Raw genomic sequence first — 23,162 nt, 5'->3', positions numbered from 1 at the left:
CTACTCTTCAACCTCTAGCAAGGTTGAGGTCAAGCCAGGCGCGCGAAAAGACCGTCGAGCAGCGACGAGAGGCCGAACTCGAAGGCGTCGCCGCCGCCGGGGTAATCCGGTTCCAGGCGGGCCCGCAGGCGGGGGAAGCGCCGGGCGGTCTCGATCATCTCCGCCATCGCCTCGTCCATCCGCTTCTCCTCGTCGGCGCCCGCCCGGCGTACCTTCGCGCGCAGGGCCGACTCGGCCGCCTCTCCCTGCGCGGCGCCGATCACGAACATCAGGATCGACGCGGCGACCCGGTCGGCGGCGGCGGCGCCGAACCCGGCCGACTCGTGGATGGTCAGGCAGTGCTCGTCGTAGCGGGCCTTGTTGGGGCCGTAGATGACGTGGGTGCTCATGGCCGGGATCAGCCAGAAGTGGCGGACGACCATCTCGTGGGCGCCGCGGGCGAGTTCAGCGGCGGCCTCGCGCCAGCCCATGGCGACCGGATCGGGCAGCCCGATCTCGCCGAAGACGTGGTCGGCGGCCAGCTCGACGAGCCGGTCCTTGCTCTTGACGTGGTAGTACATGGCGGTCGCGGCGGAGTCGAGCTGGGCGCCGAGCCGCCGCATGTTCAGGCCGGCCACGCCTTCGGCATCCAGGACCTCGACGGCGGCCAGGACGATCTGCTCCTTGGTCAGCGACATACGGCCATCGTATTGCACTTAGTTCAACAACGCCCTACAGTTTTACTAAGTTCAAAAACGAGGAGACATCCATGAACGCCCGCATCGCCGCAGCGGTGATCCAGCTACTGACCGTGGTCCCGTTCCTGCTGGGGATCTACTCCGTGACCTTCTACGGCGCCGCCGCCCAGCAGGCCGCCGAGACCGAGATGGCCCGCCAGAACCAGCCTCTCGAACTGCTGACCCGGAACGGCATCAGCTTCGCCGGCAGCGAGGGCCTGGCGATCGTGATCATCGTCATCCTGGTGGCCCTGGCGGTGCTCAACCTGACCGGCAGGCGGATCGGCCGGATCCTTTCCTGGATCTTCCAGCCGATCCTGCTCGTGCTCGGCGTCGTCATCATTCCCGGCCAGGTGTTCACGGCCCGCTTCCTGGAGCCGGTGCTGCCCGGCGTGGACACGCACGCGCTGGTCGCCGCGGCCCTGGACGCCATGCCCGCCTGGGCGACGGCCGCCAGCTGGGCCAAGCTCGTGCTCACCACCGCCGGCTCGGTCGCCGTGGTGGTGCTGCTGATCCGGGTGGCTAAAGCCACTTCGCGGTAGGCCAGGACTCCAGTTGCCAGGCGCTGTCCCAGAACATCCACTCGAACTCCGCCGCCTTCACGAAGGCGGCGCGCATCTGCTCCAGGAGCGCCGGGTCGGCCTCGGCGGCCAGGCGGTCGGTGATCTGCTTGGCCCGCGTGACCGACGCGGTATAGGCGGGATCGACGTAGGTGGCGATCCAGGCGCGGTACGGATGGGTCTCGGAGCTGCGGCCGACCAGCGCGGCGCCGACGTCCTCGTAGATCCAGAAGCAGGGCAGCACCGCCGCCGCCAGCACCGGGTACGGCGCCGACAGCGCGGTGGCCTGCAGCCAGGAGGAGTAGCCGAGGGCCGTCGGCGAGGTGGGCACGCCGGTCAGGTCGGCGGCCGTCAGGCCGTACTGCTCGATGTAGCCCTCGTGAAGGGTGCGCTCGGCGGCGATGGCGTCGTGGGCGGCCTGCGACCAGAAGGCCATTTCGTCCGGGTCAGCCGCCCTGACGGCCGCGGTGGCCAGGGCCTTGGCGAACGCCTCCAGGTAACGGGCGTCCTGGACGATGTAGAAGGCGAAGCGCTCACGGGAGAGCGTGCCGTCGCCCAGGGCGGTGTTGAACGGGTGCTCGTGGATGGCCCGCAGCAGGTCGGCGGTTTGGGCCCAGGCGTCGTCGGTGAACACGACAGTCCCTTCGCTAGTCCGAACTAGATCAGGTTCGACGGGTTTGGATCTCAGCCCTTGGCGGGCACCCCGCGTCGCGCGCTCACAGTAACAGCCGCCAGCGCGGTGAGTCCCATCAGGAGGGCGCCGAACCAGAGGGCACCGGTGATGGCCAGGTTGTCGGCCACGATCCCGCCGAACGCGGCGCCGAAGGCGATGGCCAGGTTGAAGACGGTGGTGTTCAGCGCGGTCGCCGCCTCGGCCGAGGCTCCGGCCCCTTGCAGGATCCAGGTCTGCACGGCCACGGGGGCGCCGCCGTAGGCCAGACCCCAGATCAGCAGGAGGATCGAGCCGGTCACCGGCGTGGTGCCGGCCAGCGGGAAGATCAGCATGATCACGGCCAGGGTCACGCTCAGCGTGATGACCCGGCGCCTGACGTTCCAGGACGAGCCGACGAAGGTGCCGATGACTCCGGCGACGCCGAAGCCGAGCAGGACCGGGCCGATCAGGTCGGCGGGCACGCCGGAGACGTTCTGCAGGATCGGGCTGATGAAGGTGAAGGCCGCGTACTGGCCGCTGACCACGAGGAACGTGGAGATGACGGCGGCGCGTACGACCGGGTTGCGGAACTGGCGCGGCAGCTCGCGCAGACGGACGGGGGCGGTGGCGGGAATCCTCGGCAGCAGCCACAGCAGCGCGCCGACCACCAGCAGGGCCAGCACGCCGACGGCGGCGAAGGCGACCCGCCAGTCGGTGAGCCCGCCGACGAGCGTCCCGGCGGGGACGCCGAGCACGTTCGCCGCGGTCGCACCGCCGAAGGCCAGCGAGGTGGCCCGCGCGACATGACGTTCCGGCACCAGCCGTACGGCGATGCCCGCCGCGAGGGCCCAGAAGCCGCCGATCCCGATGCCCACCAGGAACCGGGAGGCCAGCATGACGCCGAAGTTGGGCGCCACCACGGAGACCGCGTTGGCCACCACCATCAGGCTGAGCAACCCGATCAGCACGGTACGCCGGTCCAGCCGCCCGATCGCCACGGGCAGCAGGGGCGCGGTGGCGGAGGCGACCAGGCCGGGCACGGTCACCATGAGCCCGGCGGCGCCCTCGGAGATGTCCAGGGATCCGCCGATGGCGGTGAGCAGGCCCACGGGCAACTGCTCCACGGTGACCATGGCGAACGTGCCCACGGCCACGGCCGCCACGGCCAGCCATTCCTTCAGTGAGACCTCTTCTTGCGTGACGATGGACACGCCGATCACCTCTCATTGATAATCTCAACGTTGAGATATCATCACTTTATTGTGTGAACGTCAAGTCTATGAACGTTAAGAGGTTTCGCCATGAGCGACGCGGTGGACATGCTGCTGGCCCAGTGGAAGAGGGAACGCCCCGACATCGACCCCTCCCCGATGGGGGTCATCGGCCGGATCTCCCGGCTCAGCCTGCTGTTCGGCGGCGAGCTCAAGGCGTTCTTCCAGGAGCACGGGCTGGAGCGGTGGGAGTTCGACGTGCTGGCCACGCTGCGCAGGTCCGGCGCGCCGTACGAGCTGAGCGCGGGGGAACTGCTCAAGGCGGCCATGGTCACCTCGGGCGCGATCACCAACCGAATCGACCGCATGGAGGCCAAGGACCTCGTCGAACGCGTCAGGGCCAGCGACGACCGCAGGTCGGTGCGGATCCGGCTCACGCCGCAGGGCCTTGAGCTGGTCGACCGGCTCGTCGGGGCGCACGTGGACAACGAGGAACGCCTGCTGGCCGCCCTCGGTCCCGCCGAGCGCGATCAGCTGGCCGGGCTGCTGCGCACCTTGCTGGAGTCGCTGGGAGACACCAGCCTGGTAGAATGAAGATGGAGAAGGCCGCTTCCCGTGATCACGGGGGCGGCCATGCTGCGTTCATGACCTTTCTCAGCCAGCTCGCGCGCACCGAGCGGTTCACGCTCGGCCGGCCGTCCTCCTTCACCGTCTCCGCCGACGGGCGTACTGTCTTCTTCCTGCGTGACAGCAGTCTGTGGGCGCATGCCCAGGGCGAGGAACGCCTGGTGGCGGGGCCCGGCATCACCGCGTACGCGGCCGACGACGAGGGCCGGGTCCTGGCCTTCGAGCGCGACGGGCAGTTGTGCACGGCCGGCGGCGCGCTGCCCTCGGCCGAGCCGGTGCGCGCCCCCCGGCCCGACCCCACGGGCGAGCGCATCGCCTACGTCAGCGCCGGCGCGCTCCGGGTCATCGGCGTGGACGGCGACGGCGACCGGGCCGTGGCCGAGCCCGACGGGCCGGAGGTGACATGGGGACTGCCCGAGTACGTCGCGCCCGAGTCGATCGGGCGGCGCGAGGGCTTCTGGTGGGCGCCCGACGGGCGGCGGCTGCTGGTGGCGCGGGTGGACACCGCGCCCGTCCAGCGCTGGCATCTCGCCGATCCGTCCGATCCGTCCCGGCCGTCGCGCTCCTTCCCGTATCCGGCCGTGGGGACCGCCAACGCCGACGTGACGTTGTGGATCGTCGACCTCGACGGCACACGGATCCGGGTCGAAGCCGACGACGAGTACCTGACCGCCGCGGGCTGGGACGCGCACGGGCCCTATGCCGCCGTGCAGAGCCGCGACCAGCGCCGGGTCCGGATGTTCGCCGTCGATCCCGCCACCGGGCGGACGGAACTCCTGGCCGAGCAGCGTGACGCCGCCTGGGTGACGCTGGTGCCGGGACTGCCGCGCCGTACCGGGAAGGGGGTGTGGCTCACGAGCGACGACCGCGACGACACCCGCACCCTCCTGTACGGCGGGCGGCCCGTCACCCCGCCCGGCCTGAACCTGCTGACGGTGCGGTCGGTGGACGGCGAGAGCGTGCTGTTCACCGCCACCGACGAGCCCACCGAGACCCAGCTGTGGTCCTACCACCCGGACGCCGGCCTGGAGAAGCTCGGCCGGGCCGGGCTCGACGACACCGCGCGCGGCGGCACCACGGTGATCGGCGCCAGGATCCGCGAGAGCGGCGAGGAGATCGTCTCCCACGCCGAGAAGCCGGTGCTCGACCTCAGGATGCGCCTGCTCAGGCTGGGCCCGCGCGAGCTGCGGGCGGCGCTGTTCCTGCCGTCGTGGCACCGGGAGGAGGACGGGCCGCTTCCGGTCCTGGTGGACCCGTACGGCGGGCCGGCCATCCGCAAGGTGACCGCCGAGCCGTTCTGGGCCACCTATGTCTCGCAGTGGTTCGCCGAGCAGGGCTACGCGGTGCTCGCGGTCGACGGCAGGGGCACCCCTGGCCGCGGCCCCGCCTGGGAGCGTGCGATCCACCTCGACATCGCCCAGCCGGTGCTCGACGACCAGGTCGAGGGCCTGCACGAGGCGGCGAAGCTGGAGCCGGCGCTCGACCTGAGCCGGGTGGCGATCCGCGGCTGGTCGTTCGGCGGCTTCCTGGCGCTGGTCGCGGTGCTGCGCCGGCCGGACGTCTTCCACGCGGCGATCGCCGGCGCGCCCGTCACCGACCAGCGCATGTACGACACCCACTGGCGCGAACGGCACCTCGGCCAGCCGCACGAGCACCCGGAGGCCTACGACCGGTGCTCACCGCTGCTGGAGGCCGAGCGGCTGACCAGGCCGCTGCTGCTGATCCACGGGCTGGCCGACGACAACGTGGTGGCCGCGCACACGCTGCGCTTCTCGGCTGCGCTGCTGGAGGCCGGACGCCCGCACGAGGTGCTGCCGCTGACCCGCGCGGGGCACCGGCCGACGGCCGAGTTCCTCCTCACGCACCAGCTCGACTTCCTGCGCCGCGCGCTGCCCGGCGAAGGTTTTCGTTGATCGGAAATTGTCGGACTGGTCGGGTAAATTCCCGTTCACTGATCGACCGATACCAATCTTGGAGGTCGTCCTTTGAACGCGGACAGACCCGCGTGGGAGCAGCTCAGCGCGTTGCGGGTGGTGTCACCCCTCCAGCCGCGCAAGCTGGCTAAAGTGCCCTTCGTCGAGATGGCGGAGGGCCGGCTGCAAGGTGTGGTGTCCAGCGGTTCCGACATCGAGCGGGTGTACGTCTCCTCGATCACCGCCGGAACCCACGGCTACAACTGCAGCACCAACAACAACCGGCCCTGCGGGGGGCTGCGCGGCGCGCCGTGCAAGCACCTGCGCTCGCTGGTCGACGAGGCCATCCTGCAGTACGGCCTCGACCAGGTGACCCGCTACCTGCGCGTCGAGGGCGAGAGCGCGGGCGACCTGGTGCGCAACCTGGACGGCGGGCACGAGTCCATCCCCGCCGCCGTGGTCTTCAGCCGCTTCCTGCGGCACCTGGCCTACCTCGAACTGCCCTCCACCGGCGAACCGGTCGCCGAGATGCACTGGTTCCCCTCGCTCGGGGCGGTGAGCTGATGCTCGCCACGCAGCTCGCGGCCCTGCGCGAAGGCCCGCAGCCCGGACTCGACGAGGCGCTCGGCCTGGTGGCCGGCTTCGACGACGCGCTGGCCAACGGCTTCGCCCGGCTGGGCGAGGAGCGCGCGGAAGCGCTGACCGCGCTCGCCGGCGCCGTCGCCGCCACTCCCCTCGGCCCCCTGGCCGCGGACGCCGCCGGGAAGCTCACCGCGGGCTCGATCGCGGAGGAGCACCTGACGGCGCTGGCAGGAGCGCGCACCACGCTGCTCGGCGCGGTGCACGACATGCTGCTCGCCCGGCTCGACACCGCGCTCGGCCGTACCCGCGCCCCCTGGAACGGTGCCCAGCCCCCTGCCGCCGACCCGCTCACCAGCGCCTGCCGCTCCTGGCTGGCCGAACTGGCCATCACCGGCTGGCGCGGCGTCGACCACGAACTCGCCTCCTCCGCCGACCAGGCGATCCAGGGCATGCTGGCCGAGCCGCGGCTGCGCCGGGCGGGCGTCCTGCTCGACGGGCTCGCCGCGGAGCTGCGCGCCTCCTCCCCGGTCGGCGCGATGGAGCACCTGCCCGTGCGCCGCTGGGCCGACCTGTGGGCGCGCGCCCTGCTGCTCACCCAGACGGGCGCGGTGGAGGGCGCCGAAGAGGTCTCCGGCCGGCTGCTGCCGCTCGGCGTCGACATCCATGAGCACGGTACGGCCGCGCAGATCCAGCTCCACGCGATCCTGGAGCCGCACGGCCGCCTGGTGCGCACCAGCGTGTCCGCGGCCAAGGTCGACACGATCGCCGGGCCGTTCGTGTGGCAGCTGTTCCAGGACTACCCCGTGCTGACCGGCGCGCTGGCCAAGCACCTCAGCCTGGAGATCACCGGTATGACGCTGCTGTCCAGCGGCGACCTGCTCTGGCAGGAGGCCAAGGCCGGTGTGGGCGCGTACAGCGACCCGTTCGCCACCGCCCGGGTCCAGCTCGGCGGGGCGAGCGCGCCGGCGGTGCCGCCGCTGGACCGCCACCCGGTCCGCGTCGCCGAGCCGGTGTTCGTTGAGGGCTACAAGAGCGACGGGGCCATGATCCGGCTCGACGGCGCCGAGCTGCCCTTCGACCTCGACCGGCTGCCGCAGTCGGGGCCGCTGACGCCGCAGCTGCTCAAGGCGTCCACCGCGTGCATCGGGCTGATGCGCTGGGACGGCGGGGGATGGCGGCTGCAACCGCTGGCCGTTCAGGCGAGCGTGAAGAAGGAGCCGGTGGCCGCGCACAACGGCGACTGGGCGCAGGGACCCACCGACCAGAAGGTGCTCAAGAGCGGCGCCAAGGCTGGCGATCCCGTCTCGGTACTCAAGGAGCGAGCGGGACGGTTGCTGCGCAAATGAGCGAAACCCGACGTCAGATTCTTTACTGGCGCCTGCTGGCGCGTGTGTTCGAGGGCGAGGAGCAGCCTTCCCTGGAGAAGGCCAGCGTCGCCATCGTCGACGACCTCGGGCTGCCGCCCGCGCTGCTCGACCCGGGCGTGTCCATCGACAACCTGGTGCAGCGCCACCCCGAGCTGGCCGACAGGCTGCGCAAGCTGGACGGCGACGAGGTGACCAACGCGGCGCTGGTGTCGAAGCTGCTGCTCAACACCTTCGCCACCGGCGGCGGCACGGTCAGCGCCACCCAGCTGGCCGGGTGGAAGCAGGACGCCGGGTGGCTGCAGGAGGCGTTCGGCGGCGAGGCGGCGGGCGAGCTCGGCAAGGTCGAGGCCGACCTGGTCAAGCGCATGCACCTGCGCGAGGTACTGGCCGACCCGCAGCTGGCCAAGCAGCTCACGCCCAGCATGTCGCTGATCGAGCAGCTGCTGCGTGACAAGGCGAACCTCTCCGGTGTGGCGCTGGCCAACGCCAAGGCGCTGATCCGCCGGTTCGTCGACGAGGTCGCCCAGGTGCTGCGTACACAGGTGGAGAAGACCAGCGCGGGCACGATCGACCGGTCGGTGCCGCCGAAGCGCGTCTACCGCAACCTCGACCTTGAGCGCACGATCTGGAAGAACCTCACCAACTGGAGCCCCGAGGACGAGCGGCTCTACGTCGACAAGCTCTTCTACAAGCAGACCGCCAAGCGCACCACCCCGGCCAAGATGATCGTGGTCGTCGACCAGTCCGGCTCGATGGTCGACGCGATGGTCAACTGCACGATCCTGGCCTCGATCTTCTCCGGGCTGCCGAAGGTGGACGTGCACCTGGTCGCGTACGACACCCGGGCGCTCGATCTGACCCCGTGGGTGAACGACCCGTTCGAGGTGCTGCTGCGCACCACGCTCGGCGGCGGCACCAACGGCACGGTCGCGATGGCGCTGGCCCGCCCGAAGATCACCGATCCGCGCAACACCGTCATGGTGTGGATCTCCGACTTCTACGACAACCGGTCGCTGATCACGGACTTCGAGGCACTGCACAAGTCGGGCGTCAAGTTCATCCCGGTGGGCTCGGTGAACAGCTCGGGCCACGCCAGCGTGGACCCGTGGTACCGCCAGAAGCTCAAAGCTCTCGGCACACCGGTCATCTCCGGACACATCCGCAAGCTCGTCAACGAGCTCAAGACTTTCCTGAACACCTAGGAGCCTCCGTTGCTGCGTGCCCCCGCAGAGATCAAGTTCGCCGAAGAGCTCGACTACCTCGAGTCGATCGACACCTCCCCGAAGCCGTTCTCCTGGCGGCTCAGCCCGCGCATGGTGCGTATCTTCGTGCTCGGCTCCGACCGCGCCGACGGGCTCGACCGCGAGATCCCGCAGAAGTGGTTCGGCGACCGCAGCTTCGTCGAGCGCAGCATCGTCACGCTCGCCTCCGACCGCGGCCTGCTGCTCATCGGCGACCCCGGCACGGGTAAGAGCTGGCTGGCCGAGCTCCTGGCCGCGGCGATCTCGCGCAACTCCACACTGGTCGTCCAGGGTACGGCCGGCACCACCGAAGACCACATCAAGTACTCCTGGAACGTCTCCATGGTCATCGCCAAGGGCCAGTCCAAGGAGTCGATGATCCCCTCGCCCATCATGACCGCGATGGAACGCGGCGTGATCGGCCGTTTCGAGGAGCTGACCCGCTCCACCAGCGACGTGCAGGACGCGCTGATCTCGATCCTGTCGGAGAAGTACGTCTCCATCCCCGAGCTGCCCGACGACGACAACATCGTCTTCGCCCAGCCCGGCTTCTCCATCATCGCCACCGCCAACAGCCGTGACCGGGGCGTCAACGACCTGTCCTCGGCCCTGAAGCGCCGGTTCAACTTCGTGCGCATCCCCGTGGTGACGAACAAGAAGAGCGAGGCGGAGATCGTCCGCTTCCGTACCGAGGAGCTGCTGCGCAGGCACCAGATCGAGCTGGAGCTGCCGCCCACGCTGCTGGACATCCTGCTGCAGAGCTTCGCCGACCTGCGCGCCGCCGCGGCCTCGGCCACCAGCGACGACGAGAAGCTGGAGTCGGCGCTGTCCACCGCCGAGCAGATCGGCGTGCTGGAGGACGCCATCCTGCACAGCCAGTTCTTCGGCGACAACACGCTGAAGGCGGCGACCCTGGCCAGTTCGCTGGTCGGCTCGCTGGCCAGGCGCAGCCCCGAGGACCTGGCGATCCTCAACAAGTACCTGCACGGCGTGATCGAGCCGCGCAGCAAGAAGGACGAGGGCGGGCCGTGGAAGGAATTCCTCGACGGCGGCCGTGAGGCGATCTCCACCCTGTCATGAACCCCTTCGACCCCCTGCGCGAGCAGCTCGCGAGCGCCGCGGAGACGTTCGGCGCCGCTCTGATCGACGACGTCGAGCAGGCGCTGCGGACCGACGTGGAGATCTTCCCGGTCTGCCACCACTCGCCGGCCTCCGGAATGGCGATGGTCCGGCGGCTGCGGGAGAAGCAGCCCAAGGTCATCTACCTGGAGTTGTGCGAGGACCTGCGCCCCGTCCTGGACGAGCTGCACAACTGCAAGCTCCCGGTCGCGCTGCAGGCCTTCGCCACCGACATCGACGGCTTCCCGAAGGAGTGGGCGCCGCTGAGCGTGGTCGCGCCCATCACCGAGTCGTCCGCGGAGTACCAGGCCATCGCCTACGCCCTGGACACCCCGGGCGTGGAGATCGTCCTGGTGGACCGGTCGGTGGACCACGTGTTCCAGTGGGAGCCGCGGGCGGAGCCGGCCGACGTCGGCATCGAGATCGGCGACCTGCGGCCCGGCTTCGCCGCCCTGGAGGAGCACCTGCTCCACCACGGCAAGGTGCGCCACTGGTCGGAGTGGTGGGACCAGTACGTCGAGCAGCCGCTGTCCGGCGCCGACTACGAGACCTACCGTCAGGTCATGGTGCTCATCGGCAGCCTGTTCCGCCGGATCAAGCCCGGCGGCAACGAGGTGGACGAGGACCGCGAGCGCTACATGTGGACCAGGATGCGCGAGCACCTGGCCGCGACCGGCGCCGACCCCGCCGACTGCCTGTACGTGTGCGGCGCCTTCCACGCCGCCAGCCCGGTCATGGACGAGCACCTCGACATCAGCCCGCGCACCAAGACGAGCTGGCTCTACGGGCTCATCCCCTCCAGCCACTCGGCCATCGAGAATCAGTTCGGCCTCGCGCCGGGCTCGGTCTCGATCGCGGCCGCGACCTGGGACAAGTCACTCAAACGGCATGGCCTCGCCTCCTACCAGCTCGGCTCCAAGCGCAAAGGCAAGGCGCCCGCCCCGGTCGAGTCGCAAGGGCTGCACGCCTTCCTCACCCAGCCGCCCGTCCTCGACGGCTTCGACGAGGCGGAACTGCTCGGGTGGTGCGTCGAGATCGTCCGGCTGGCCAGGCGCAACGGCTACCTGGCCAGCACTGCCGACGCCATCGCGGTGTTCGAGACGTCGATCCTGCTCGCGGGCATGCGCAACAGGAAGCGGCCTACGCCGTACGACTTCCAGGACGCCGCGGTCACCTGCATCGAGAAGGACGTCGTGCCCGGCCGCAGGGACGTGCGGCGGCTGGTCGAAATCATGCTCGGCGGCGACAAGGTCGGGCAGGTCGGCTACGACTCGCTGCCGCCCCTGGCCAGGGACGTGCTCGACCGGCTCAAGCCGCTCGGGCTCGACCTGGAGAAGCGGACCATCCAGCGGGCCCTGATCGACCTCGACGCCCACCCCGAGCTCGAACCCTGCTCCCACCTGCTGTGGATCCTGCGCAGGCTCCTGCCCGACGACGCCGTCCGTCCCATCATGGGCTCGCGCCGGCTCGGCGAGCGCTCCCACCAGGAGAGCTGGGACCTGTCGATCGGCCGCAACCAGCGCTCGATCATCGAGCTGGGCTACGAGGGCGTCACCATCGAGCAGGTCCTTGAGCAGCGGCTACGGCGCGCGGTCTGGGACCCCAAGGCGACCGCCTCGGTGGCGCTGGACGCGGTCGAGGACTCCATCCTCTACCTGGGCAGCAGGCGGTTCACCGACGAGCTCGGCGCCCGCGCCATCGAGTTGCTGTCCGGCGAGCGCACCGTCGACGACGCCCCCGACGTGCTACGGCGCATCCGCCGCCTGCTGGCCCACTACCGGGCCACGGAGCCGGAGCTGCCCGAATGGGCCAAGGCGTTCGTGACCACCGGGTACGCGCACTACTGCACGTTGCTGCCCACGGCCTTCGTCGAGGAGGAGACCGGGGTACGCCAGGTGGGCGCGATGCTCGGGTTCCTGTTCACCATGGAGAGCCTGGCGTTGTCGCTGGGCTGCGACCGGGCCCAGCTTGAGCTGGCCGTACAGCAGTCGCACCCCACGGTGCCCGCGAAGGTGGCGCTGCTGTGGACGGCGCGGTACCAGCTCGGGCTGCTCAGCATGGCCGAGCTTCGGGAACTGGTCGGTGAGCTGCTCGGCAGCCCGCTGGTGGTGCCGTCGGTGCCGCAGTACGTGAGCGGGTTCGTGCAGGCGCTGGAGTCGGCGCCCGCGCTGGCGCCGTTCGTGGTGGAGGTGTTGTCCAGGGCGTTCGGGCAGTTGCCCGACGACGTGCTGCTGCCCTGGCTGCCCAAGCTGATCACCACTTTGCGGGAGCAGGCGCCCGAACTGGTGCCGGTGCTGGTTCGTGAGGCCGAACGGACGTTCCCCGCCCGGCTGGGCGAGGTGGACTCGTTCACGCCGCCGTGGCTGGCTAAGCCTTCGTCGCGCAGGGCTGTGGCGGTTTCCGGGCCGGTCAGTGAGTTGCTGGCCGCGTATCCGGCGACCGGGGCGGCGGTCGGGGAGCTGCTGGGATGTGAGCCGGTCGCCGACCTGAACGCCGAGATCGGCGCGCTGCTGGCGGCGTACCCGGAGACCGGGGTGGCCGTCGCGGGCCTTCTGACCTGAGTTCCCGCGCGGAAGCGGCCCGGCCGGGCGTCGGCCGGCCGCTTCCATCAGCCGTCCTCCGTCGTCCTCAGCCGGTTGTCCTCCGTCGAGCGTCCTCCGTCGAGCGTCCTCCGTCGAGCGTCCTCCGTCGAGCGTCCTCCGTCGAGCGTCCTCCGTCGAGCGTCCGAAACTACTGCCTGTTGGCGAGCACGAGCACGGCCACGATCGCCGCGAACACCACGAGCAGCACCAATGCGCTCTGGGCCGCCGCCGTCCAGCCCCGGTCGGCGGCGGCAAGGAAGACGGCGCCGGTCAGTGTTCCGCCCAGGACGCCGCCGGTCTCCTGGGCCGTGCCCAGCACTCCGGCCGCGGCGCCGGCCCGCTCCCCGCGTACTCCCGCCAGGACCGTCGAGATCAGCGGTGACATCAGCAGGCCCATCCCCGCCCCGGTCACTCCGAGCGCCGCCGCTATCAGGTACGGCTCGCCCGCGCCGACCGCCTCGTGCACCAGCACCAGCCCGGTCACGATGGCCAGCGCCCCTGCCACCGGGCGGCCCCGGCGCAGCGAGGCCACGAAGAAGCCCGCGTTGAGCGCGGTGAAGACCATCCCGGCGGACAGCGGTCCGAGGCCCAGGCCGTCCTGCAGATAGACGGCCAGGACGAACGACAACCCCGCCGACCCTCCGAACAGCAGTGCCACGGCCACCAGCCCGGTCGCGAAGCCCGGCTCTCCGAACACGCGCAGGTCAAGCAGGGGTTCTGGGCGCGTACGCTGGCGGGCCACGAACGCCGTGAGCAGGGGCGCGGAAAGGGCGAGCAGCAGCCAGGTCCACAGCGGCCAGCCCAGCTCGGGCCCCTGGACCAGCGGCAGCACGATCGCCGCCAGCCCACCCGCCACCAGCAGCGCCCCCGGCACGTCCAACGTCCGCCCCGCACCCGCCGGGGCGGCGGCCGGGAGTTCGGGCAGGACGATCCTGGCCATCAGCAGTGCGGCGACGCCGATGGGCAGGTTGATGAGGAAGACCGCGCGCCAGCCCAGCCCGCCGAGGTCGGCCGCCATCAGCAGCCCGCCGACCACCTGCCCGCTGACGCCGGCCACGCCGGTGGCGGTGCCGTACCAGCCGAAAGCCCGAGCGCGGTCGGCGCCGGGGTAGAGGGCGCCGATCAGCGTGAGGACCTGCGGCGCCAGGAGGGCGGCCGCGCCCCCCTGCACCACCCGCGCCACGATCAGCACCAGGATGCCCGGCGCCGTACCGGCGGCCACGGAGGCCAGCGTGAACAGCGCGAGCCCGGCCATGAAGATCCTGCGCGCCCCGTAGAGGTCCCCGAGGCGGCCGGAGATGATCAGGCCGGCGGCGTAGGCCAGGCCGTACCCGCCGAACACGAGCTGTGTCGCGGCGGGACCGGCGGCGAGGTCGGTGCGGATGGAGGGGATGGCGACGTTGGCGATGAAGAAGTCGAGCGTGGTCACGAACACCGCGACCAGCACGACGGGCAGGGGCAGCCAGCGGCTGGGGCTGCGCACGGCTGGACTGGCGAGGACCACGACGGCTCCTGGGGCGAGAGGGATGAGCGGTGGTTGAACACCAGCCCGGTCGAACCGGTTTCACTCTGCTCCCGGCCGGTTCCGATCCCCTGCTGATCGGCTACGGATGCCGCATAATCTCCCCGTAATGCCAGAACCCCCAGACCGCCCAGCACCCCAAACGCCAGCACCCCAGACGTCCACCACCCCAGATGCCCAGCACCCCAGATGCCCAGCACCCCAAATGCCCAGCACCCCAAACGCCCACAACCCAAATGCCGAAATTTCACCTCTTCGCCGCACGCATCGCGCCGCTCATCGACGCCGCCCACGTCAGCCTGCACGCCGCCGCCCGCCCCGGCTTCGAGCACCCGGCGTTCACGCCGGGCTTCCTGGTCGATCTGCGCTACACGCTCCCCCTCCGCCCCCTGACCCGCGCCGGCCTGTCCACGATCTACCGCTACACCAAGCCCGCGGACCTGGCCGAAGAGGTGGCCGTCCACCTGGCCCAAGGCACCCTGAAGGAGACCGACGCCCTCCACCCGACCCCCAAGACCGCCACGTTCATCAGGGCCCTGTACGCCCACCACGAAGCCACCGCCGCCAGAATCTGGCCCGACGTGACGCACCTGGCCGCCCAGGTGGCCCGCGTGCTGGCCGCCGCCCCCAGGCAGCCGGGCGGCGCGCTGGAACTGATGGCCCCGCCCTACGAACCCCCCGGCGCCGCACCGGGCCTGCTGCTGTTCAACCGCCTGGCCGCCCTGCGCTACAGCCGGGCCGACGCCCACGCCGCCGCCTGGCGGGCAGCGGGTCTCACGGCCGAAGAGGTGGTGAACCTTCGGGAGGGCCCCCTGCACGCCGAGATCGAACACGCCACCAACGTGGCGGCGGCCGAGCCGTACAAGATCCTCACGGACAGGGAGCGCGCCGACCTCCACACCGGCCTGAGCGCGCTGATCTGACTCAGTGCAGCCCCTTCTTCCCGGGGGCCCAGAAGGGCTTGACCTTGATCGAGGTACGCGCCCAGTTCCGCTCGCGCACCAGAAAGTCGCGCACCATCTGACAGGTCTTGGCCTCGCCGGCCACATAGGCGGCACCGGTGTTGCCGGGTAGTTCGAGCTCGGCCAGCCCGGCCAGCAGCACGGTCGAGGACACGGCGGGGGCACCGCGCCGATGGACGCGCCGAAGCGGGTGCTCGCCGGGCATCGGCAGGTCGTGCTCGGCGCTCTCGCTCTCCAGCACGCCGTACACCCGCGCCGTCGGCCCGAGCTCGCGGATCATCGGCCCGAACGCGGCGCTCGCCGTCTCCTCGCCGACGAACACGTGGAACGGCGCCTCGCGGGTGAAGAAGTCGCCCTGCGGCCACCACAGCGTGACGGCCGATCCGGGCTTGGTCTCACGGGCCCAGGCCAGGCCGATGCCGTCACCGGGGTAGTCGTGCACGCGCAGTTCGATGGCTAGCCCGTCGAGCTCCCAGATGGTGTACGTGCGCAGCGTCTCACCGGGCCGCAGGATTCCGGGGACCGACAGCGGGTCGATGATCTGGACCCTGACGTGCTGGCCCGGCCGGTACGGCAGGCCGATCGGCGCGCTCGCCACCAGCCGGATCCGCCGCATCGTGGGCGTGACCAGCTCGTTGTCGGTGACGGTCGCCTCGACCGTGTAACGGGCGAAGTATTTCCGCATCACGCCTCCTTAATAGAGCTAAGCTACCTTAGAGCTATTAAGCAAACATAGATGCTCTAGGATGTCAACGTGGGAACGACAAGGCGAGACAGACTCCGGCAGGCGACGCTGGCCGAGATTCACGCGGCGGCGCGGCGGCTGCTGGTCGAACAGGGATCGGGCGCGGTCACGATCAACGCCGTCGCCAGGGAGGTGGGGATGAGCGGCCCCGCGCTCTACCACTACTACTCCGGCCACGACGAGCTGGTCGGCGCCGTGACCGCGGGCTTCTTGCGCGAGATGGCCGAGGTGATGGAGGCCGCCCGCGACCGGCACGCGGGCGAACGGCTGGAGACGCGCATCCTGGAGACGTGCCGCGCCATGCGCGCGTGGGCGATCGCGCACCCGGCCGAGTTCGGCTGGATCTTCGCCAGCCCGCCGAGCCCGCCCAACCAGCTGCCGGAATCACCCAGGTACCAGGCCGCCCACCGCTTCGAACTGGTCTTCAGCGGCCTGATCGCGGAGTTGTGGCGGACCAGGCCCTTCCCCGTGCCCGACCTGGCCGACCTGCCACCTTCCCTGCGGGAGCAGCTACGCGCCTACTCGGCCGCCATCGGCGGCGCGCTGCCGCCCGAGGCCGCGCACGTCTTCCTGTCCTGCTGGATCCGCCTGTACGGCCTGCTGTGCATGGAGGTCCTTCACCAGCTCGACTTCGCCTTCACCGACCTGACCCCGGTCTACGAGGAGTGCCTGCGCGAGATGGGCGAAAAGCTCGGCTTCCGCTAGCCGAACACCTCGTCGCGGGCCAGGTCCAGCGCGGTCAGCACGGCGCCCTGCAGGACGGCGTTGCCCTCGACCGTGCTCGGCCGCACCCGCGTGGGCGCCGGCGAGCGCAGCGCGACCTGCTCCTCGACCAGCGCGGCCAGCTCCTCGCCGCCCTCCCGGCCGATGCGCCCGCCGAGCACGACCAGCCCGGGGTCGAGCACGGCGACGATCGCGAACACGCCCCTCGCGATGCGCTCGGCCAGAGCGGTGCCGTCCTCCAGCGCGGCCTCGACCGCACGGCAGAGGGTGGGATCGTGCATGCCCAGGTCGAGCGTGCCGATCTCGCCGGCGCCACCGGACATGCCCCTGCGCAGCTTGCCGCCCAGGACGATCGCGCCGCCGACGCCGTCGTCCAGCCACATGAGCACGAAGTCGGCGACGCCGCGGGCCGAGCCCTGCCGGTGTTCGGCGATGGCCGCCAGGTTGGTCTCGTTCTCCAGGACGACCTGGACGCCCAGGCTCCGCCGTAGCTCGCCGAGCAGGCCGGGATGCCAGCCGCGCACGCGGTAGTCGCTGGTCAGCGCGCTGGTCTCCGGATGCACGAGGCCGGGCGAGCCGATCACGACCGCCTGCAGCCGCCGCCCGCCCGCGGCCTGCGCGACCGCTCCGGTGATCGCCTCGTACAGATCTTCAGAGGGCTCCCGTACGGCGGTGCCGACCTCACGCCCGGTCAGGTCGGCCACGGTCACGCGCAGCCCGGTCCAGCGGATGTCCACCCCGGCGACGTGCGCGCGATCGGCCACCAGCCCGTAGACCCGGGCGTTCGGCCCGCGCCGGTCTTCGCCCGACTCCCCGGTGACCTCGATCAGTCCGGCGGAGCGCAGCCGTTCGACCAGGTCGGAGACCGTGGGCCGGGACAGGCCGGTGATCTCGCGCAGCTGTGGCGCGGTCAGCGGGCCGCGTTCGAGCAGCAGGTCGAGGGCGAGCCGATCGTTGATGGCGCGCGCCATGGCCGGGGTCGCGGTCTTCACGGGCCCATGATAGCCACGCGCTCTTTTCATCAGGAAGGCTAACTGTTAATTTTCGTCTGTGACCAACCATCGCGCCATCGCTCTCGTGTTCGCCACCCACGGGGCCGTCGCGGGCAGCCTGTCCACGCGGATCCCCTGGCTGCAGGACCACTTCGCGCTCACTCCCGGCATGCTCGGGCTGGTTCTGCTCTGTCAGCCCATCGGGGCCTTCATCGGGATGCCGATGGCCGGCCGGTTGGCGTACCGGATCGGCGGGCGGCGGGCCACGCGCATCCTCATCGCGCTGTGGTGTGTGCTGGTCCTGGCGCCTGTGGTCGCGCCGGGGCCCGCATGGCTGTTCGGGGCGTTTCTGCTGCTCGGCGCCGCCGCGGGCACCAGCGACGTGGTCATGAACGCGCACGCCGTCGTCCTGGAGCGCAGGCTCGGCCGCTCCATCATCGCCGGGCTGCACGGCCTGTGGAGCGTCGGCAGCCTCGCCGCGGGCGGGCTCGGCGTGCTCGCCGCCCACCTGGGCATCGACGCCCGGCTGCATCTGGCGGCGGTCGCCGTGCTGCTGCTCGGACTGAGCACGGTCGCCGGACGCGGACTGCTGGCCGACGAACCCGCCGCCGCCGGCGAACCGGCGCCGCGCAGGTTCGCGCTGCCGACGCGGGCCATCGCGGCGATCGGGCTGGTCGGCTTCTGCGGCACCTTCGCCGAGGGCGCCTCCGCCAACTGGGCCGCCGTCTACGTCACCCAGGTCGCCGCCGCCGCACCCGCCGCCGCGGCCGCCACCTACACGGTCTTCATGCTCTTCATGGCCGGGACCCGGCTGCTCGGCGACCGGATCGTCGGCCGGTTCGGCGCGGTCGGCGTCGTGCGCGCGGGCGGGGTCGTCGCCGCCGTGGGCGGAGTCCTGGTCGTGGCCGGGCGGACGACCTGGGTGTGCGCCGCGGGCTTCGCGCTGATCGGGATCGGGGTCGCGGTCAGCGCGCCGCTGGCCTACGCGGCGGCCGGCCGTACCGGAAGCTCGCCGGGCGAGGGCGTGGCCGGCGTGACCACGATCACCTACCTGTCCAGCCTGATCGCGCCCGCCGTCATCGGCGGGGCCGCGGATGTCCTGTCCTATCCCGCGGCCTTCGCCCTGATCATCGTGGTCGTGCTCCTCATGGGCGTCCTGGCCGGCGCGCTGCGCCCCGCCCCCGCGCGGGAGCCGTGCCCGTCCTAGCCGAGCACGGGGAAGTTGGAGCGGAAGACGCCCTCGGGGTCGCGGGCCCGCTTGATCGCCCGCAGCCGCTGGAGCGTCTGCGCGGAGAACGCCGCCGCCGCGCTCTCCCCCGACGCCACGAAGGTGAACGGCTTGCGCCCCGGCACCCGCTCGCCCAGCGCCGCCACGAGGCGCTCCTGCTTGTCCCGCGACGCCGCGGAGAGCTGCGGATCGATCGCCAGACCGAGCAGATAGAGCAGGTACGGCTCCGCCACCCCGCCACTCGCGCCTTCCCCGCCCCTGGCCAGTGCCCCGCCCAGCTGCCTGACCTGAACGTTGATCAGCGGGTCGATCGGCTCGGCGAGCAGGATCGCCACGGCCTCGTCGTCGAGCCCGGTCAGCAGCTCGCCCCGCGAGACGCCGGGCGACGGGTTCGTCGGCTCGTTGGTGATGGAGCCCAGCTCCGCGGTCGGCAGCGGCCCCCGGCTGTCCGACAGCATCCCGCCGATCTCCTCGAACCTGCGCAGCAGCCGCCGCCCCTCCTCCGCCGAGCCCAGGAAGGCGGTGCTGATCCCGGCCATGGGCGGCGCCGAGGGGAACTGCACCCGGTTCAGCCAGATCGACAGCTCGTCCGGCGCGTAGGTCACGACCTCGCGCAGGGCCGCGAACACCTCGGGCGCGCGCTCGTCCGGCCACATCATGCTGCCGCCGTAGAGCTCCGGCTCCGGGTAGAGCGCGAACTCGACCGCCGTGACCAGCGCGAAGTCGCCGCCACCGCCGCGCAGCGCCCAGAACAGGTCCTGGTCGGAGTCGGCGGTGACCCGGGCGGGCACGCCGTCGGCGGACACCACGTCGAAGGCCAGGACGGCGTCGCTGGCCAGGCCGTACTTCCTGCCGAACCAGCTGAGGCCGCCGCCGAGCGTGTAGCCGGTGACGCTGACCAGCGGCATGCTGCCCGCGAGGCCGGTCAGGCCGTACTCGCCCGCCGCCCCCTGCACCTGGCCCCATCGCGCGCCCGCGCCCACGCGGGCCAGGCGGCGCTCCGGGTCGATCTCCACCCGGTCGAGCGCGGCGGTGCGCAGGAGGATCACGCCGTCGGTGTTGCCGGAGGCGCCGTGGCCGCTCGGCTGGGTGGCGATGGTCAGACCGGCCTGGGCGGCATGCCGTACCAGGGAGGCGACGTCTTCGGCGTCGGCGGCGTGCGCCACCGCGGCGACCGGCTGATCCACTGCGGAGTTCCAGGGCTTGCGGGCCTCGTCGAAGTCCTCGTCGCCGGGGAGCAGCACCCGGCCCTTGATCACGTCACGCAGATTGCTCTTCATAGTCTCTATGACGTAACCAGCGGGGTAATAGTGACCGTCTGGACCTAAGATTTACCCATGTCGGCTGGCGAGCACGTCCCGGGCATCGATCCACACACGCCGAGCGTCGCGCGAATGTACGACTATTTCCTCGGCGGGAAGGACAACTTCGCCGCCGACCGCCAGGCCGCCGAGAAGATCGTGCGGCTGGTCCCCGAAATCACCGAGATCGCCCGCGCCAACCGCGACTTCCTCATCCGGGTGGTCCGCGTGCTGGTCGAGGCGGGGGTACGGCAGTTCGTCGACATCGGCGCCGGTCTGCCCACGCAGCGGAACGTGCACGAGGTCGCGCTCGGCGCCGCCCCCGACTGCCGCATCGCCTATGTGGACAACGACCCCATCGTCCTCACCCACGCGCGCGCCCTGCTGGCCGACAACACGCGGACCATCGTCGTCGACGCCGACCTCCGGCGGCCCGAGACGATCACCGGCCATCCGGAGATCCGCGCCCACATCGACTTCGACCGGCCGGTCGCGATGCTGCTGTTCGCGATCCTGCACTTCGTCCCTTCCGACCTGGAGGCGGCCTCGATCGTCAGCCGTCTGCGCGCGTCGATGGCGGCCGGCAGCTATCTCGCCATGTCGCACGGCTACGCCGGTGACCTGGCCACCGAGACCGTCCGCGCCGGGCAGGCCGTCTACCGGGCGTCCTCGACGGGCTCCGTGGTCCCGCGCGGCGCCGACACGTTCGGCTCCTACTTCGACGGCCTCGACCTGCTGGATCCCGGCGTGGTCCCGGTCGACGCCTGGCGTGCCGAGTGGGAGGAGCACAAACCCGACTTCGGCAAGCCTGGCCTGCTCGGCGCCGTGGCCCGCCTGCCCTCAGCCGGATAGCCGCACCAGCACCACGCTCACGGCGGCGAGCAGGACGGCGGCGACCGCGAGCGCGGCGGCGTCACCCACGCGCAGGTGAAGGAACCCGCCGATCAGCGCGCCGGTGAACATGGCCAGGATCGAGGCCGCCCGCCGCCGGTTGGCGGTTCCCGGGGAGTCGGCGACCAGGCCGGTCAGCGTGGTGGTCAGCACCGTGGTGGTCATATCCGGGATGCCGGTGTGGCGTACGGAGGCGTTCTGGATGCCCATGCCCAGCGCCAGCAGGACGATCACCACCGCCTCCGCCCCGGGCCCGGCCAGCACGAGAACGGCCGCGACGAGCAGTCCGAGATGCACCAGCGTGAACGCCGCGAACGACACCCTGCGCGCCACCCGCCCCGTCGCCCACGCCCCGAGCGCGAACGACGCGATGGCCAGCGGCGAGGCCCACAGGCTCGGCTCCGTGACCCCCGCCAGCGCGAACCCGACGAACACCACGTTGCCCGTCATGTTGGCCACGAACACGTTGCCCAGGCCGAGAAAGCTGACCGAGTCCACGATCCCCGTCACCACGGTGAGGACGACGAGCATGGCGGGCAGGACTCCGCGCTCCTCGCCGGGAAGGAGCCAGGCGGCGGCACTCTTCATCGCACCGCAGGCTAACCCCGCGCCGCCGCCCGCCCGCCCCCCGACACGCGTTTGACCCCGGCCTGGTCGAGGCCGGGGTCATGGGCGTTCGTCTCAGTGGGTGAGGGTCAGCTCCCGATCGGGGGCGGCAGCGGGCTTGCGGTCTCTGATGACCAGGACGGCGAGCAGGGCGGCCGCCGCGACGCCGATCGCGCTCAGCGTGAAGGCGCTGGACATCGCGGTGGTGAAGGCGTCCCTGGCGGCGGTGGCCAGACCGGCGTCGCCGAGGGCCAGGGCGTCGCCGATGGAGCTCTTGGCCTCGGCGGGGGCGCCGGCGGGCAGCGCGCCGGTGTAGCCGGAGGTGAGGATGCTGCCCAGGACGGCGATGCCGAGCGCGGCGCCGGCCTGCTGGATGGTGTCGTTGAGCGCGGAGCCGACGCCGGCCTGCTCCGGCGGGACGGTGCCCATCAGCGCGGCGATCGCGGCCGGCATGGCCAGCCCGCCACCGGCGCCCAGGACGAACAGCGCCACGGCCGTCAGCACGAACCCGGAACCGGTGCCCAGGGAGGCGAGCAGGACGAAGCCACCCGCCATGACCAGCATGCCGCCCGCGATGAGCGGCCGGTTGCCGATCTTGGCGCCCAGCCCGGCGCCGAGCCCGTTGAACACCAGCGAGGCGATGGCCATCGGGATGAAGGCCATACCGGCCTCGGTGGGCGTGTAGCCGAGCACGTACTGCAGGAACTGGGTCAGCACGAGCAGCAGCCCGCCGTTGCCGACCTGGACGAGCGTGAGGGAGAAGCTGGCGCCGGAGAAGGTGCGGTTGCGGAACAGAGCGAGCGGGACCATCGGGTACGGCGTGCGCAGCTCCCACACCACGAAGGCGGCGAGCGAGACGACGGAGGTCACGAGGCTGACCCAGTTGAGGCCGTGCGGGAGGTCGATGATGGTCCAGACCAGGGTGACCATGCCGACGGCCGACAGGATCGCGCCGAGCGGGTCGGCCTTGGTGGCCGGGCCGCGGGACTCGGGCATGAGGACGAGCGCGGCGACGATGGCGATGGCGGCGATGGGGACGTTGATGAGGAAGACCGCGCCCCACCAGAACCAGGCGATCAGCGCGCCGCCCAGGACGGGGCCGCCGACCAGGCCGAGCATGGCCACGGCCGACCAGGCGCCCATGGCCTTGCGCCGCTCTTCCTCGTCGAAGACGACGATCAGGATGGACAGCGTGCTCGGCATGATGAGCGCGCCGCCGATGCCCATGACGGCGCGGGCGGCGATCAGCGTGCCCGGGTCGGTCGCGAAGGTGGCGGCCAGGGAGGACAACCCGAACAGGGCCAGTCCGATGATCATCACCCGGCGGCGGCCGAACCGGTCGGACAGGCTGCCCGCGGTGAGCAGCAGGCCGGCGAAGACCAGGATGTAGGAGTCCAGGATCCACTGGGCGTCCTGCGCGGTGGCGCCGAGGTCGACGGCCAGCGGCGGGATGGCCACCGTGAGGACCATGTTGTCGATGACCAGCACGAGTGTGCTCAGGCACAACACGATGAGGATGAGCCACCTGCGGGGATTGCGGGCGTCCATGGGGTTGCCTCCAGCTGCGAAGTACGTCGTTCCCGTATGAGAACACTGTACCCATGGAGAACGGTGTGCGCAAC

Annotated in this window: 21 protein-coding genes and 1 riboswitch; of the genes, 12 read left to right on the top strand and 9 right to left on the bottom strand. The window is 71.3% G+C overall.

Annotation, left to right across the window (positions count from 1 at the left end; translation table 11 throughout):
• Window positions 1–29: 29 nt before the first annotated feature.
• A complete protein-coding gene (locus tag ACIBKY_RS43010; protein ID WP_397106356.1) occupies window positions 30–677 on the bottom strand; it encodes a TetR/AcrR family transcriptional regulator in 648 nt (215 codons plus the stop codon).
• 71 nt (window positions 678–748) lie between these two features.
• Here ACIBKY_RS43010 and ACIBKY_RS43005 point away from each other — a divergent pair, with 71 nt between their 5' ends.
• Window positions 749–1,258: a hypothetical protein gene (locus ACIBKY_RS43005; RefSeq protein ID WP_397106354.1), complete on the top strand. Its 510-nt coding sequence runs from the start codon at window positions 749–751 to the stop codon at window positions 1,256–1,258.
• On the opposite strand, the gene ACIBKY_RS43000 is transcribed toward ACIBKY_RS43005, so the two are convergent.
• Together ACIBKY_RS43000 and ACIBKY_RS42995 are read right to left on the bottom strand one after the other, a co-directional pair.
• Window positions 1,239–1,910, bottom strand: coding sequence for a TenA family protein (locus ACIBKY_RS43000; protein ID WP_397106353.1), 672 nt, complete (start codon window positions 1,908–1,910; stop codon window positions 1,239–1,241). The genes ACIBKY_RS43005 and ACIBKY_RS43000 overlap by 20 nt on opposite strands.
• Window positions 1,898–1,992, bottom strand: a riboswitch (TPP riboswitch). Its footprint overlaps the gene before it by 13 nt.
• On the bottom strand, window positions 1,961–3,139 hold the full coding sequence (locus tag ACIBKY_RS42995) for an MFS transporter (protein WP_397106351.1): 1,179 nt from the start codon (window positions 3,137–3,139) through the stop codon (window positions 1,961–1,963). (Overlaps the previous riboswitch by 32 nt.)
• Window positions 3,140–3,229: 90 nt before the next feature.
• Between ACIBKY_RS42995 and ACIBKY_RS42990 the strand changes: the two genes are divergently transcribed.
• The 7 genes from ACIBKY_RS42990 (at window position 3,230) to ACIBKY_RS42960 (ending at window position 12,549) form a co-directional block, all read left to right on the top strand.
• Window positions 3,230–3,733 carry a MarR family winged helix-turn-helix transcriptional regulator gene (locus ACIBKY_RS42990; protein ID WP_397106350.1) on the top strand — a complete coding sequence of 168 codons (504 nt, stop codon included), beginning with the start codon at window positions 3,230–3,232 and terminating at the stop codon, window positions 3,731–3,733.
• A gap of 50 nt (window positions 3,734–3,783) precedes the next feature.
• Window positions 3,784–5,679: a prolyl oligopeptidase family serine peptidase gene (locus tag ACIBKY_RS42985; protein WP_397106348.1), complete on the top strand. Its 1,896-nt coding sequence runs from the start codon at window positions 3,784–3,786 to the stop codon at window positions 5,677–5,679.
• A gap of 72 nt (window positions 5,680–5,751) precedes the next feature.
• Complete coding sequence (locus ACIBKY_RS42980; RefSeq protein ID WP_397106347.1) at window positions 5,752–6,243, top strand: hypothetical protein; 492 nt, start codon at window positions 5,752–5,754, stop codon at window positions 6,241–6,243.
• The gene (locus ACIBKY_RS42975; RefSeq protein ID WP_397106345.1) at window positions 6,243–7,607 is read left to right on the top strand and encodes a hypothetical protein; all 1,365 of its coding nucleotides are present in this window, start codon (window positions 6,243–6,245) and stop codon (window positions 7,605–7,607) included. The genes ACIBKY_RS42980 and ACIBKY_RS42975 overlap by 1 nt, the downstream gene beginning before the upstream one ends.
• A complete protein-coding gene (locus tag ACIBKY_RS42970; protein ID WP_397106344.1) occupies window positions 7,604–8,830 on the top strand; it encodes a VWA domain-containing protein in 1,227 nt (408 codons plus the stop codon). The genes ACIBKY_RS42975 and ACIBKY_RS42970 overlap by 4 nt, the downstream gene beginning before the upstream one ends.
• A 9-nt stretch (window positions 8,831–8,839) precedes the next feature.
• Window positions 8,840–9,949, top strand: coding sequence for an AAA family ATPase (locus ACIBKY_RS42965; protein WP_379613013.1), 1,110 nt, complete (start codon window positions 8,840–8,842; stop codon window positions 9,947–9,949).
• Window positions 9,946–12,549, top strand: a complete 2,604-nt coding sequence (locus tag ACIBKY_RS42960; RefSeq protein WP_397106342.1) for a DUF5682 family protein — start codon at window positions 9,946–9,948, stop codon at window positions 12,547–12,549. Before ACIBKY_RS42965 ends, ACIBKY_RS42960 begins: the two co-directional genes overlap by 4 nt.
• 169 nt (window positions 12,550–12,718) lie before the next feature.
• Here the strand turns inward: ACIBKY_RS42960 and ACIBKY_RS42955 are convergent, their stop codons facing one another.
• Window positions 12,719–14,074, bottom strand: a complete 1,356-nt coding sequence (locus tag ACIBKY_RS42955; RefSeq protein ID WP_397106340.1) for an MFS transporter — start codon at window positions 14,072–14,074, stop codon at window positions 12,719–12,721.
• Between the two features lie 254 nt (window positions 14,075–14,328).
• On the opposite strand from ACIBKY_RS42955, the gene ACIBKY_RS42950 reads away from it, so the two are divergent.
• Window positions 14,329–15,015, top strand: a complete 687-nt coding sequence (locus tag ACIBKY_RS42950; protein WP_397106339.1) for a hypothetical protein — start codon at window positions 14,329–14,331, stop codon at window positions 15,013–15,015.
• A 1-nt stretch (window position 15,016) separates the two neighbouring features.
• Here ACIBKY_RS42950 and ACIBKY_RS42945 read toward each other — a convergent pair whose 3' ends face one another.
• Window positions 15,017–15,739 carry a siderophore-interacting protein gene (locus ACIBKY_RS42945; RefSeq protein WP_397106337.1) on the bottom strand — a complete coding sequence of 241 codons (723 nt, stop codon included), beginning with the start codon at window positions 15,737–15,739 and terminating at the stop codon, window positions 15,017–15,019.
• 69 nt (window positions 15,740–15,808) lie between these two features.
• Between ACIBKY_RS42945 and ACIBKY_RS42940 the strand changes: the two genes are divergently transcribed.
• Window positions 15,809–16,504, top strand: coding sequence for a TetR/AcrR family transcriptional regulator (locus tag ACIBKY_RS42940; RefSeq protein ID WP_397106336.1), 696 nt, complete (start codon window positions 15,809–15,811; stop codon window positions 16,502–16,504).
• Here the strand turns inward: ACIBKY_RS42940 and ACIBKY_RS42935 are convergent.
• The gene (locus tag ACIBKY_RS42935) at window positions 16,501–17,514 is read right to left on the bottom strand and encodes an ROK family transcriptional regulator (protein WP_397106334.1); all 1,014 of its coding nucleotides are present in this window, start codon (window positions 17,512–17,514) and stop codon (window positions 16,501–16,503) included. The two genes, ACIBKY_RS42940 and ACIBKY_RS42935, sit on opposite strands and share 4 nt — an antisense overlap.
• Window positions 17,515–17,572: 58 nt before the next feature.
• Between ACIBKY_RS42935 and ACIBKY_RS42930 the strand changes: the two genes are divergently transcribed.
• Window positions 17,573–18,721: an MFS transporter gene (locus tag ACIBKY_RS42930; protein ID WP_397106332.1), complete on the top strand. Its 1,149-nt coding sequence runs from the start codon at window positions 17,573–17,575 to the stop codon at window positions 18,719–18,721.
• Here ACIBKY_RS42930 and ACIBKY_RS42925 read toward each other — a convergent pair.
• Window positions 18,718–20,022, bottom strand: coding sequence for an FAD-binding oxidoreductase (locus tag ACIBKY_RS42925; RefSeq protein WP_397106330.1), 1,305 nt, complete (start codon window positions 20,020–20,022; stop codon window positions 18,718–18,720). The genes ACIBKY_RS42930 and ACIBKY_RS42925 overlap by 4 nt on opposite strands.
• Before the next feature lie 57 nt (window positions 20,023–20,079).
• On the opposite strand from ACIBKY_RS42925, the gene ACIBKY_RS42920 reads away from it, so the two are divergent.
• On the top strand, window positions 20,080–20,895 hold the full coding sequence (locus ACIBKY_RS42920) for an SAM-dependent methyltransferase (RefSeq protein ID WP_397106328.1): 816 nt from the start codon (window positions 20,080–20,082) through the stop codon (window positions 20,893–20,895).
• On the opposite strand, the gene ACIBKY_RS42915 is transcribed toward ACIBKY_RS42920, so the two are convergent.
• Both ACIBKY_RS42915 and ACIBKY_RS42910 read right to left on the bottom strand, forming a co-directional pair.
• Window positions 20,884–21,522 carry a YoaK family protein gene (locus ACIBKY_RS42915; RefSeq protein ID WP_397106326.1) on the bottom strand — a complete coding sequence of 213 codons (639 nt, stop codon included), beginning with the start codon at window positions 21,520–21,522 and terminating at the stop codon, window positions 20,884–20,886. The two genes, ACIBKY_RS42920 and ACIBKY_RS42915, sit on opposite strands and share 12 nt — an antisense overlap.
• 93 nt (window positions 21,523–21,615) lie before the next feature.
• Window positions 21,616–23,088: an MFS transporter gene (locus ACIBKY_RS42910; protein WP_397106324.1), complete on the bottom strand. Its 1,473-nt coding sequence runs from the start codon at window positions 23,086–23,088 to the stop codon at window positions 21,616–21,618.
• Window positions 23,089–23,162 lie beyond the last annotated feature (74 nt).

The organism is Nonomuraea sp. NPDC050394 (assembly GCF_044459065.1).
Classification (GTDB): domain Bacteria; phylum Actinomycetota; class Actinomycetes; order Streptosporangiales; family Streptosporangiaceae; genus Nonomuraea.
Note: the sequence above shows the minus strand (reverse complement) of the source record. Positions and strands in the feature narration are given on the sequence as shown.